The sequence below is a fragment of the Pseudomonas yamanorum genome (assembly GCF_013386765.1).
Classification (GTDB): Bacteria; Pseudomonadota; Gammaproteobacteria; order Pseudomonadales; family Pseudomonadaceae; genus Aquipseudomonas; species Aquipseudomonas yamanorum_A.
This window is the reverse complement of sequence record NZ_JACARE010000049.1, coordinates 1-10,986: the sequence shown is the minus strand read 5'-3', so window position 1 is coordinate 10,986 and position 10,986 is coordinate 1. Positions and strand designations below refer to the sequence as shown.

The 10,986-nt window shown below is 64.1% G+C and carries 11 protein-coding genes; 6 read left to right on the top strand and 5 right to left on the bottom strand.

The window, feature by feature from the left end; translation table 11 throughout:
- Positions 1-3 precede the first annotated feature (3 nt).
- From HX875_RS28660 to HX875_RS28645, 4 genes are all read right to left on the bottom strand, one after another.
- Positions 4-666 (bottom strand): RraA family protein, encoded by a 663-nt coding sequence (locus HX875_RS28660; protein ID WP_177047919.1) that lies wholly within the window; start codon positions 664-666, stop codon positions 4-6.
- Positions 667-697: 31 nt separating this feature from the next.
- The gene (locus HX875_RS28655) at positions 698-2,023 is read right to left on the bottom strand and encodes an MFS transporter (protein ID WP_256348196.1); all 1,326 of its coding nucleotides are present in this window, start codon (positions 2,021-2,023) and stop codon (positions 698-700) included.
- 97 nt (positions 2,024-2,120) lie between these two features.
- Positions 2,121-3,350: a pyridoxal phosphate-dependent aminotransferase gene (locus HX875_RS28650; protein ID WP_177047917.1), complete on the bottom strand. Its 1,230-nt coding sequence runs from the start codon at positions 3,348-3,350 to the stop codon at positions 2,121-2,123.
- Complete coding sequence (locus tag HX875_RS28645; RefSeq protein ID WP_177047915.1) at positions 3,347-4,003, bottom strand: RraA family protein; 657 nt, start codon at positions 4,001-4,003, stop codon at positions 3,347-3,349. The genes HX875_RS28650 and HX875_RS28645 overlap by 4 nt, the downstream gene beginning before the upstream one ends.
- A 104-nt stretch (positions 4,004-4,107) precedes the next feature.
- Here HX875_RS28645 and HX875_RS28640 point away from each other — a divergent pair, with 104 nt between their 5' ends.
- Positions 4,108-4,992 (top strand): LysR family transcriptional regulator, encoded by an 885-nt coding sequence (locus HX875_RS28640; protein ID WP_177047913.1) that lies wholly within the window; start codon positions 4,108-4,110, stop codon positions 4,990-4,992.
- Here HX875_RS28640 and HX875_RS28635 read toward each other — a convergent pair.
- Positions 4,989-5,891 carry a LysR family transcriptional regulator gene (locus HX875_RS28635; protein WP_177047912.1) on the bottom strand — a complete coding sequence of 301 codons (903 nt, stop codon included), beginning with the start codon at positions 5,889-5,891 and terminating at the stop codon, positions 4,989-4,991. The two genes, HX875_RS28640 and HX875_RS28635, sit on opposite strands and share 4 nt — an antisense overlap.
- Before the next feature lie 117 nt (positions 5,892-6,008).
- On the opposite strand from HX875_RS28635, the gene HX875_RS28630 reads away from it, so the two are divergent.
- The 5 genes from HX875_RS28630 to HX875_RS28610 are packed head-to-tail and all read left to right on the top strand — an operon-like array spanning position 6,009 to position 10,846.
- Positions 6,009-7,199, top strand: coding sequence for a CaiB/BaiF CoA transferase family protein (locus HX875_RS28630; RefSeq protein WP_177047911.1), 1,191 nt, complete (start codon positions 6,009-6,011; stop codon positions 7,197-7,199).
- A gap of 15 nt (positions 7,200-7,214) precedes the next feature.
- Positions 7,215-8,180 carry a hydroxymethylglutaryl-CoA lyase gene (locus HX875_RS28625; RefSeq protein ID WP_177047910.1) on the top strand — a complete coding sequence of 322 codons (966 nt, stop codon included), beginning with the start codon at positions 7,215-7,217 and terminating at the stop codon, positions 8,178-8,180.
- Positions 8,177-8,560 (top strand): VOC family protein, encoded by a 384-nt coding sequence (locus HX875_RS28620; protein ID WP_177047909.1) that lies wholly within the window; start codon positions 8,177-8,179, stop codon positions 8,558-8,560. Before HX875_RS28625 ends, HX875_RS28620 begins: the two co-directional genes overlap by 4 nt.
- Positions 8,557-9,498 (top strand): D-2-hydroxyacid dehydrogenase, encoded by a 942-nt coding sequence (locus HX875_RS28615; RefSeq protein ID WP_177047908.1) that lies wholly within the window; start codon positions 8,557-8,559, stop codon positions 9,496-9,498. Before HX875_RS28620 ends, HX875_RS28615 begins: the two co-directional genes overlap by 4 nt.
- Before the next feature lie 49 nt (positions 9,499-9,547).
- Complete coding sequence (locus HX875_RS28610) at positions 9,548-10,846, top strand: dicarboxylate/amino acid:cation symporter (protein ID WP_177047993.1); 1,299 nt, start codon at positions 9,548-9,550, stop codon at positions 10,844-10,846.
- Positions 10,847-10,986: the final 140 nt, after the last annotated feature.

The following is a 10,986-nucleotide window of genomic DNA, read 5'->3' as shown; positions in this document are numbered from 1 at the left end:
GGGTCAGCCCTTGCGTTGCAGGGTGTGATAACCCAGCGCCGCACGGGCTTCGCGCAACGATTTTCCTTCACCCAGCAGCGCCCGGATACGCGCTTCCACCGCTTCAATCGAGCGTGCGCAGGCCGCCACTTCATGGGCGCGCTCGCGGGGCACGATCACTACGCCGTTGGCGTCGGCCACCACGATGTCCCGGGCGCATACGCGGGCGTGGCCGATGGAAACCGGCTGGTTCACCGACGCCACTTCAACCCGGTCCTTGCCGGTGCGCATGAACCGGCCCTTGGTGAACAGCGGGTAGCCGTCGCCCAGGGCCTTGCTCACATCACGGCACACGCCATCGATCACCGTCGCAGCGATCCGCTGGCTGCCGGCGTATTGGGTCATGATGTCGCCCCACACGGTGCAGTCGGTGCGCCCGTCATTGTCGATCACCACCACATCGCCTTCGGCCACGTCATCGACAAAGTCGCCGACGGTGCCCGGCGGGGTGCTGGCGCTGACGTAGCGCACGGTGAAGGCCGGGCCGACCACCACCTGGCGATAGTTGTCCAGGGGCATGATCCCCAGGCACTGGCCGGGCAGGCCGAGCTTGTCCAGGGCGTCGGACACGCCCGGGGTGTCGAGGCCGGCAAACAGGGCAACCAATTCTTGGTCTTGGGGCGACATGGGTAACTCCTCAATGGTGGTGACAGATAGGTCAGGTTTGTGGGCGGGGCTCGGCGATCGTCAGCAAAATGATGAAGCTGATGAACGAGCCGATGGCCAGCCAGGCGAACACGTAGTTCCAGCCGTAGTTGTCCAGCAGCAGGCCGGTGATGAAGGGCGTGGCGGCGGCGCCCAACTGGCCGATCATGTTCACGATGGCGTTGGAGATCGGGAAGGTCTTCTTGGTGGTCAAGCCCATCGGGTAGACCATGTAGGAGGAGAACCCGAGGCTCAGCACCATGCCGGTCAGCATCAGCAGCAAGCCATAGGGCAGGGGCTCGGCCGGTGAGTTGATCAGCAGGTACATCATCAACGAGGTGCCGACCGCCGACAGCAGCATGCCCGGCTTGCGGCGCCCGCCCATCAGGCGGTCGGAGCACCAGCCACCCAGCAGGTTGCCCAGCACCGCGCCCACCCAGGGCGCTGCCGAGACCAGGCCCATGTTCATGATCGAGAACTGCTTGACGGTCATCAGGTAGGTCGGGATCCACGCCAGCAGCACGCTGGAGACGCCGAGCTGGAAGCAGTAGCTGGTGGCGCAGCCCCAGACGTTCCAGGACTTGAACACCTGGCGGTTGGTCTCCAGGGGTTTTTCATCGCGGGTGCGGATCACCCGGTCGAGCTTTTCCACCCAGGCCGGGGTCTTGTGTACGCGGGCGGTCTGGGCGATTGCCGTGTCTTCGACGATGTACTGGAGTTCGGCTTGATTGACGAAGCGGCTGCGGGAAGGGTGGTCGGTGACCATGAAATACCAGACCACCGCCAGCACGATGCCCGGGATGGCAAAGAAGTAGAAAATCTCCCGCCAGCCCCACACCGAAATGATCACCGCGCACAGCGGCGGCACGATCACGGGCCCGAACTTCACGGCCGACAGGAAGATCCCCGACGCCGTGCCTTTTTCCCGGGCCGGAAACCAGTTGTTGATGGTGGTGGTCATGCTGATGGGCAACGGGCCCTCGGCGATGCCCAGTCCCAGGCGATAGAGTTTCAGGGCCAGCAGTGAGCTGGCGGTGCCCACCAGGCCGGTCAGCAACGAGGTCAGCACCATGGCCCCCGGCAGGATCCGGCTGACGCCAAAGCGGCCGAAAGCAAAGCCCGACGGCAATTGCGCCAGGGCGTAAGCCAGCAGGAACAGGCTGACGAGCCCGCCGGCCTGGGCGTTGCTCATTTCAAATTCCTGGCGAATAAACGGCAGCGCCACGCCGAGGTTGGCCCGGTCGGCCGCAGCCACGGTGTAGATCAGGAAAATCAGCGCCGCGACCACCCAGCGGTATTGGCTGCGCACAGCGGGTTTTATGACTTCAGGCATAGACATAGGGGCGGACCTTGTTGTTGTGAGTGTTGTCCTGTTCGGCCCTCATCTTAAAAAGGGCCGAACGCCACCATTAGCGATATTTATCTATGTGAATTCATCACTTTTCTTCTTCAGTCACCAGGCTGCTGCAGAAGCCACGGATCGCCTCACACGCCTGGCGTAGCGACGCATCATCCAGGGCATAGGCGATGCGAATGTACGGCCCCAGGCCAAAGGCACTGCCGTGGACCACGGCCACATTCGCCTCGTCGAGCAGCGCCAGGGCCACGTCTTCATCGCTGCGCAGCACCCGGCCGCCAGCGGAAGTACGCCCGATCAGCGCCGCGCAGGAGGCAAACGCATAAAACGCACCGGCAGGGCTGATGCACCCGAGGCCCGGGGTGTCGTTGAGAAGCTCGACCATCAGGTCCCGGCGCGCCTGGAATATCCCGCGGCTGTCGCGGATGAAGTCCCTGGGGCCTTCCAGTGCGGCGAGGGCCGCCTGTTGCGAGATCGAGCAGGCGCCGGAGGTTTGCTGGCCCTGGAGCTTTTCCATGGCTTCCAGCAACCAGCGCGGTCCGGTGGCGAAACCGATGCGCCAGCCGGTCATGGCGTAGGCCTTGGACACGCCGTTCATGGTCAACGTGCGCGGTGCCAGCCGGGGTTCAACCTGGGCCAGGGTATGAAAGGCCTGGCCGTCGAAGATCAGATGCTCGTAGATATCGTCGGCGAGGACCAGCACCTGCGGGTAGGCCAGCAGCACTTCGGCCAGCGCCTGCAGCTCGTCCTTGCTGTACACCGCGCCGGTGGGGTTGGACGGTGAATTGAGGATCAGCCAGCGGGTCTGCGGGGTGATTGCGGCGGCCAGCGCCTCGGGTGTCAGCTTGAACCCACTGTTGGCACCACAGGTGACGATGCGCGCTTCGCCGCCGCACAGTTGCACCATCTCCGGGTAACTGACCCAGTACGGCGCCGGCACGATCACTTCGTCGCCTTCATCGAGGGTGGCCGCCAGGGCGTTATAGATCACCTGCTTGCCGCCGTTGCACACGAGGGTGTCCTGCCAGGACACGTCCAGGCCGTTTTCGCGCCGGAACTTCGCCGCCACCGCCTCCCGCAGGGCTCGCGCACCGGCCACCTGGGTGTAGCGGGTGTGGCCGGTTTCGATGGCCCGGATCGCGGCTTCGCGGATATGCGCCGGCGTATCGAAATCCGGCTCGCCGGCGCACAGCGAGATGATCTGCGCGCCTTGTGCGCGGCGTTCTGCGACGCGGTCCATGATGCGATAGGTGGCGGACGGTTGTGCGCTGGCCAGGCGCGGGTTGAGCCGCTGGATATCGCGGCTCATTGGCTGATCGCCTCAAACTGTGCGTCGTGCATCACCTCCACCACTGAGCGCCCGCTGCGCACCGCCTGCACCATGCCGTCCTGGCGACGGGCGATGCGCTCGCCCAGGTCCAGGACCTTTTCGATCATCGCCTGGGGCACGAATACCGTGCCGCATACATCGGCGATCACATAGTCGTCCTCGCTGACCTGCACCCCGGCGACGCTGATGGTTACGCCGGCATCGAGCTGCACCACGCGGTTGCGCGCGCTGATCATGGTCACGCCACGCCCGTACACCGGATAGCCGATGGCCTCGCTGCCGTCGATATCGCGACTGAAACCATCAATCACTGTGCCGCGGATGTGTTTGCGCGATGCGGCGTTGGCGATGATGTCGCCCCAGCAGGAAATGCCCTCGATGCCGCCTGCAATCACCAGCACCCGGTCGCGGGTTTCAACCTGTTCGATCACTGGCGTGATCAGGTGCACCGTGGGGGCGGTGTCGGACTTGGGGCCGAGCAACACGGTGCTGGCGCGGCCGACGATCTTCGGGCAGTTCCACAGCGGGCGCAGGCCCACGGTGGCGCCGGGCAGGCCGAGGAAGTCGAGGGCGTCGGACACGGTGTTGGTGTCCAGTGCGGCCAGGCGGTCGAGCAAGTGATCAGCGGTCATGGGCAAGCCTCGGGTGATAGAGGCGGCCAGTGTCGGCGAGGTGCTTTGATAGGTATATTACGAAGTACAGAAGCCTTGCATACGCTTAACCTATGGATAAAACCATGATCAATTTTCGCCTGATCCGTCATCTCTGGCTGTTCCTCGCGGTGGCCGAAGAGCAGAACTTCGGCCGCGCCGCCAAGCGCCTCGGCATGTCCCAGCCGCCCCTGAGCGAGCAGATCCAGGTGCTGGAGCAGGCGCTCAAGGTCAAGCTGTTCGACCGTTCGCGACGCGGTGCCCAACTGACCCCGGTGGGCGCGGCGATCCTGCCGGCGGTGCGCAAATTCGCCGAGCAACTGGAGCGCCTGGAGCTGGCGGTGGAGGAAGCGGTGGCGGGGCAGTCGGGGATGTTGACCATTGGTGCGATCTCCACGGCGATGTTCGATGTGTTGCCCGGCCTGATCGAGCAACTGAAGCTCGATTACCCGCAGCTCACGGTGTCGGTGCGGGAAATCGACAGCGTCGAGGCGCTGCCGGCGCTGGAAAACGGAGACATTGACCTGGCGTTCGCCCGACTCGACGGCGACCTGGGCGCCTCGGTGCAGTCCCTGCCGCTGACGGAAGACCGGCTGGTGGTGGCGTTGCCGGCGGATCACCCGTTGGCGAGCCGCACGCGCATCAGCCTGTCGAGCCTGGCCAATGAGCCGTTGGTGATGTTCTCGCGCAATGTCAGCCCGGTGTATTTCGACAACCTGATCGCTACCTGCCGTGCCAGTGGTTTTTCCCCACGGGTGCTGCATGAAGTGCGTTCGGTGGCCTCGCAGATCGCGTTTGTCAGCTATGGGCAGGGGATTGCGCTGGTGCCGGCGTCGCTGAAAAAACTGGCCCCGGCCAATGTGGTGTTTCGGGCGCTGAGCCAGAAACTCAATGTGGTGACCACGGCAGTCGCCTGGAACACCCAGCGCCCCAACCCGGTGGTGGAGGCGGTGATTGCGCGGTTTCGCTAAGGATTGCGCTGGCTCAGGTACTCGAACAACTTCGCTGCTTCCGGTGCCAACTGCGCCTGGCTGCTGACCCCGACAAACAGGGTGCGCTGCGCCCAGTCGTCGTCCAGCTCCACGGCGATCAACCGGCTGCCCAGCAGTTCGGCCCGCACCGATGACAACGGCAGGATACCGATGCCCAGCCCGGCTTCGATCATCCGGCAGATCCCGTCGAAACTGCTGACCTGGATCCGCACCTTGAGCACCTTGCCGGCGCTTGCGGCGGCGTCGGTGATCCGGCGCAGCAGCGAGCTGCCCTGGTTCAGCGCCACGTAATCAAAGCCAAGGGTGTCGCTGAAAGACACCCTTGGCTGCGTGGCCAGCGCATGGCCCACGGGCACCAGCAGCACCAGCCGGTCTTCGCGATACGGCAGTTTGTACAACCCCTCGGCCGGCACGTTATCGGCAAAGATTCCGATATCGGCGCGGCCACTTTCCACCGCCTGGATGATCGGTTCGCTGAGGGCTTCTTCCAGGCCGATGCGCACGTGAGGGTTGTCCCGCAGGAACGCCGCCAGGTCATCCGGCAGGAACTGCACCACCGCCGAGGTGTTGGCGAACAGCCGCACATGCCCGCGTACCCCCACCGCGTAGTCACTGGCGTCGCAGGCCATGCGGTTGACGCCTTCCAGAATGATCTTTGCGTGCTCGACCATGCCTTGTCCCGCCGCCGTCAGCTCCAGCCCCCGGGGCAGGCGCACGAACAGCGGGCATTCGGTGGTGCGTTCCAGTTCGGCCAGGCGCTTGCTGGCGGCCGAGACGGTCATGTTGGCCTTTTCCGCGGCGCGGGTGAGGTTGGCGGTTTCGGCCGCGAAGATCAGCAAGCGCAGGGACAGCAGGTCGAAATGCAGGGGATTGATCATCAGGGGTGTCCGAGGGTTTCCAATCTGGAAAGGATAGTGGCGAAATCCGAAATTTTCATCCGCCCGGTTTGTGTCGATTATCCATGGCACACGCACTCAACAAGAACGGAAAACGTCATGGGCTTACCGCTGCAAGGTCTCAAGGTCGTGGAGCTGGGTCAACTGATTGCCGGGCCGTTCGCGGCCAAGATGCTCGGCGAATTCGGCGCCGAGGTGGTCAAGATCGAACCGCCGGTGAACGGTGACCCGCTGCGCAAATGGCGGCTGCTGCACGACGGTACGTCCGTGTGGTGGGCGGCGCAATCACGCAACAAACGCTCGCTGACCCTTGACCTGCGCCAGGTTGAGGCCCAGCAAGTGGTACGCCGCCTGGTGGCGGATGCCGACGTGCTGATCGAGAACTTTCGCCCCGGCACCCTGGAAAGCTGGGGCCTGGGTTGGGACACGCTGCATGCGCTGAACCCGAGACTGATCATGTTGCGGGTTTCCGGCTATGGCCAGACCGGGCCTTACCGTGACCGCCCCGGCTTCGGCGTGATCGGCGAAGCCATGGGCGGCCTGCGCCACCTGTCCGGCGAGCCGGGGCGCACGCCGGTGCGGGTCGGTGTTTCCATTGGCGACTCGCTGTCGGCGTTGCACGGGGTGATCGGCATCCTGCTGGCCCTGCGGCACCGCGAACAGAACGGCGGCGACGGCCAGCAGATCGACGTGGCACTGTACGAGTCGGTGTTCAACATGATGGAAAGCCTGTTGCCCGAATATTCGGTGTTCAACACCGTGCGCCAACCCGCCGGCAGCAGCTTGCCGGGCATCGCGCCGACCAACGCCTACCGCTGCCGCGACGGTGGTTTTGCGTTGATCGCCGGCAATGGCGACAGCATCTACCAACGCCTGATGGAAGTGATCGGTCGCCCCGACCTGGCGGCCGACCCGGCGCTGTCGCAGAACGACGGCCGGGTGCTGCAGGTAGAACGCATCGACGCCGCCATCTCCCAATGGACCGCACAGCTGCCGTTGGATGAGGTGCTGTCGATCCTCACCGAAGCGCGGATTCCCGCCGGCAAGATCTACAACGCCGCCGACATCGCCCACGACCCGCACTACCGGGCGCGGGAGATGCTCCTCGACAGCCAACTGGACGACGGCACGCCGGTGACCTTGCCCGGCATCGTGCCCAAGCTCGGCACCACCCCGGGCCGCGTGATGCGCCCGGCGCCGACCCTGGGCCAGCACACCGCCGAGATCCTCGACGGCCTCGGCATCGCCCCCGCGCAGCAAGCCGACTGGCGCCAGCGCGGCATCATTTGAATCGGAGGAACAGTCATGCAACGCCTGTTTTTGCAGGAAGTCGCCACCCGTGACGGCTTCCAGAACGAAGCACGGTTTATCGAGACCGCCGACAAGATCGCCATGATCGACGCCCTCAGCCAGTGCGGTTTCGCCAAGATCGAAGTCACCTCGTTTACCTCGCCCAAGGCCATCACCGCCCTGCGGGATGCCGAGGCGGTGATGCACGGCATCCGCCGCAACCCGGCGGTGGAGTACACCGTGCTGGTGCCCAACGTGCGCGGCGCCGAGCGGGCGCTGGCGTGCAACATCGATGAAGCCAACCTGGTGATGTCGGTGAGCGAACCCCACAACCGCTCCAACCTGCGCATGAGCCGCGAGCAGTCGTTTGCCCAGCTGCGTGAAGTGTTCAGCGTGATCGGCGCCAAGGGCCCGGTGGCGATCAATGTGTCGCTGTCGACCGTGTTTGGCTGCCCGATGCAGGGCGATGTGCCGGTGGGGGAGGTGCTGCATTGGGTAGAGCGCTTCGCTGAGTTGGGCGCCCGTGGCGTGACCCTGTGCGACACCACCGGCATGGCCTACCCGAGCCAGGTCGAGACGCTGTCCCGGGCCGTGCGCGAGCGGTTCCCGGCGCTGCAACTGACCCTGCATTTCCACAACACCCGCGGCATGGCATTGGCCAATGCCCTGGCGGCCATCGACGCTGGGGTTGACCGCTTCGACTCATCCCTCGGCGGCCTCGGCGGCTGCCCCTACGCACCGGGCGCCAGCGGCAACGTGTGCACCGAAGACCTGCTGCACATGCTGCAACTGATGGGCTTCAGCACCGGCGTCGACCTTGATCGCGTGCTGGCGGTTGCCCGGCAACTGCCCGGACTGATCGGCCACGAGATTCCCAGCCAGGTCCTGAAAGCCGGCAAACGCCTGGACCTGCACCCGATTCCCGCCCATGTCGCCAGCCTGGAAAAGCAGGTGGCCAACACCCTGGAGCTGCGCCCATGATCGACCATCTTGACCACCTGGTACTCACCACCATCGACCCGGTTGCGGCCGAGGACTTCTACGTGCGCGTGCTTGGCATGCAGGTGCAGACCTTCGCCGGCGGGCGCAAGGCGTTTGCCTTCGGCCAGCAGAAAATCAACCTGCACGTGCGCGGCCACGAGTTCGAGCCCAAGGCGCACTTGCCGGTGCCAGGGGCGCTGGACCTGTGCTTTATCGCCTCGATTCCGCTGGAGCAGGTGATTGCCCATCTGGCCAAGGTCGAGTGGCCGATCATCGAAGGGCCGGTGATGCGCACGGGCGCCACCGGGCCGATCCGCTCGGTCTACGTGCGCGACCCGGACCTCAACCTGATCGAGATTTCCGAGCAGGTGCAGCCATGAACGTGGTGTTCCTCGACAGCGACAGCCTGCCCCTGAACCTTGCGGCGCCGGCCTGGGTCACCGACTGGCAAGACCGACCTGATACGCCTGCTGATCAAGTGGTGGACGTGTCCCGGCATGCCCACGTGCTGATCACCAACAAGGTGCGTATTGGCCGCGTCGAGCTGGAACAACTGCCCAACCTGCGCTTCATCTGCGTCGCGGCCACCGGCTACGACTGCATCGACCTGGCTGCCTGCCGCGACTTCGGCGTGACGGTGTCCAACGTGCCGGCGTATTCGGCGCAAAGCGTTGCCGAATCGGTGATCGCCTCGATCTTCGCCCTGCGCCGGCAGCTGTTTGCCTACCAGCGTGCCGCGCGGCAGGGCTGGCCCGAATCGCGACACTTTTGCGTGCACCGCGAGCCGATCCAGGATGTGCAAGGCAGCGTGCTGGGCATCTTCGGCAAGGGCGCGATCGGCCTGGCCACGGCGCGCCTGGCGAGTTCGTTGGGCATGCGCCTGCTGTTCGCCGAGCACCGCGGCGTGACGTCGGTGCGCCAGGGGTATCAGGCATTTGAGACGGTGCTGGCGCAGAGCGACGTGATTTCCCTGCACTGCCCGCTGACCGAGCGTACCCGCCACCTGATGGGCGCCGCTGAATTTGCACAGATGAAGCCCGGCGCGTTGCTGATCAACACCGCACGTGGGCCGCTGGTGGATGAGTCCGCCGTGCTCGCGGCACTGGAGCGCGGCCGCCTGGGTGGCGCCGCGCTGGATGTGCTGTGCCAGGAACCGCCGCCGGCTGATCACCCGTTGCTCAACAGCCCGCACACCAACCTGATCGTCACGCCCCACGTGGCCTGGGCCAGCCAGAGCAGCCTGCGACGGCTGGCCGACGGCATCCTCGGCAACCTTCAGGGTTACTACAGCGGGAGCCTGATCAACGTCGTGTCGTAGAGGTTCCCTCTCCAAACAACAAGGTCCACTCATGAAAACAATAACAAGCATGATTTCGGAAAAATCCCCGTCACGCCTGCGCCGCGTACTGCGCCACCTGTATGTGCAGGTGCTGCTGGCGATCCTGCTGGGCGTTATCGTCGGGCACTTTTACCCCAGCGTCGGCGAACAGATGAAGCCCCTGGGTGACACCTTCATCAAGCTGATCAAGATGCTGATTGCGCCGATTATCTTCTGCACCGTGGTCAGCGGCATTGCCAGCATGCAGAGCCTCAAGCGCATCGGTCGGGTTGGCTTCAAGTCGCTGCTGTACTTCGAGGTGCTGACGACCCTGGCGTTGGTGATCGGGCTGATCGGCGTCAACCTGATGCAGCCGGGGGCGGGGATGCATATCAACCCGGCGACCCTCGATGGTCAGGCGGTTGCGGGCTACAGCAAGCTGGCCCATGAGCAGAGTGTGGTGGGGTTCCTTACCCATATTGTGCCGAACACGGTGTTGGGGGCGTTTGCCGAGGGCGACATCCTGCAGGTGCTGTTTATTTCCATTCTGTTTGCGTTTGGTTTGCAGATGCTGGGGGCTGCGGGCAAGCCGTTGCTGAACCTGATTGATCTGGTGGCCCAGGCGTTTTTTCGTATGGTCAGGATTGTCATGTATGTGTCGCCGTTGGGGGCGTTTGGGGGGATGGCGTTTACCATCGGCAAGTATGGTGTGGGGTCGTTGGGGGCCTATGGGAACTTGCTGATTTGCTATTACGTGACGGCGGTTTTCTTTGTGTTTGTGGTGTTGAACCTGGTGGCGCGTTTGGCTGGGTTCAGTTTGTGGCAGTTTCTCAAGTACATCCGTGATGAGCTGTTTCTGGTGTTGGGGACATCGTCTTCGGAGTCGGCGTTGCCGCGGTTGATGGGCAAGCTTGAGCGCCTGGGGTGTGAGAAGTCGGTGGTGGGGTTGGTGGTGCCGTCGGGTTACTGTTTCAACCTGGATGGCAGTTGCATCAACATGACGGTGTTGGCGATTTTTATTGCCCAGGCTTTGGATATTCCCCTCGATCTTTGGCACCAGGTCACCTTGTTGCTGATTTTGCTGCTGACGTCCAAGGGGGCGGCCAGTGTTACCGGTGGGGCGTTTATTACTCTGGCGGCGACCCTCGGTAGCCTGGATGTGATTCCGGCGGCGGGGTTGGTGTTGGTGCTCGGGGTTTATCGGTTTATTTCTGAAGGGGGGGCGTTGATTAATGTGATTGGCAATGGGGTGGCGACGTTGTTTATTGCCAAGTGGGAGGGGGCGTTGGATGAGGGGAAGCTGGCGGCGGAATTGCGTGGTGGGTGTGCCAGGGAGGGGCGGGGGTGAGGGGGTGGGTGGTTGTGGGTGTATATCCGTTATTTAGGTAACGGCCACTTATGGTTTCGCTCTTACAGCGACTCACTTTGGAAAAGCCGGAATGCCGGCCCAGCCCAAAGTAAGCAAAAGGCTCTGCCCCGCCTGTCGGC

Bases quoted from the DNA above. Each gene is read 5' to 3' on its own strand.
- HX875_RS28660 (WP_177047919.1), bottom strand. From the start codon at position 666: ATGTCGCCCCAAGACCAAGAATTGGTTGCCCTGTTTGCCGGCCTCGAC.
- HX875_RS28655 (WP_256348196.1), bottom strand. From the start codon at position 2,023: ATGTCTATGCCTGAAGTCATAAAACCCGCTGTGCGCAGCCAATACCGC.
- HX875_RS28650 (WP_177047917.1), bottom strand. From the start codon at position 3,350: ATGAGCCGCGATATCCAGCGGCTCAACCCGCGCCTGGCCAGCGCACAA.
- HX875_RS28645 (WP_177047915.1), bottom strand. From the start codon at position 4,003: ATGACCGCTGATCACTTGCTCGACCGCCTGGCCGCACTGGACACCAAC.
- HX875_RS28640 (WP_177047913.1), top strand. From the start codon at position 4,108: ATGATCAATTTTCGCCTGATCCGTCATCTCTGGCTGTTCCTCGCGGTG.
- HX875_RS28635 (WP_177047912.1), bottom strand. From the start codon at position 5,891: ATGATCAATCCCCTGCATTTCGACCTGCTGTCCCTGCGCTTGCTGATC.
- HX875_RS28630 (WP_177047911.1), top strand. From the start codon at position 6,009: ATGGGCTTACCGCTGCAAGGTCTCAAGGTCGTGGAGCTGGGTCAACTG.
- HX875_RS28625 (WP_177047910.1), top strand. From the start codon at position 7,215: ATGCAACGCCTGTTTTTGCAGGAAGTCGCCACCCGTGACGGCTTCCAG.
- HX875_RS28620 (WP_177047909.1), top strand. From the start codon at position 8,177: ATGATCGACCATCTTGACCACCTGGTACTCACCACCATCGACCCGGTT.
- HX875_RS28615 (WP_177047908.1), top strand. From the start codon at position 8,557: ATGAACGTGGTGTTCCTCGACAGCGACAGCCTGCCCCTGAACCTTGCG.
- HX875_RS28610 (WP_177047993.1), top strand. From the start codon at position 9,548: ATGATTTCGGAAAAATCCCCGTCACGCCTGCGCCGCGTACTGCGCCAC.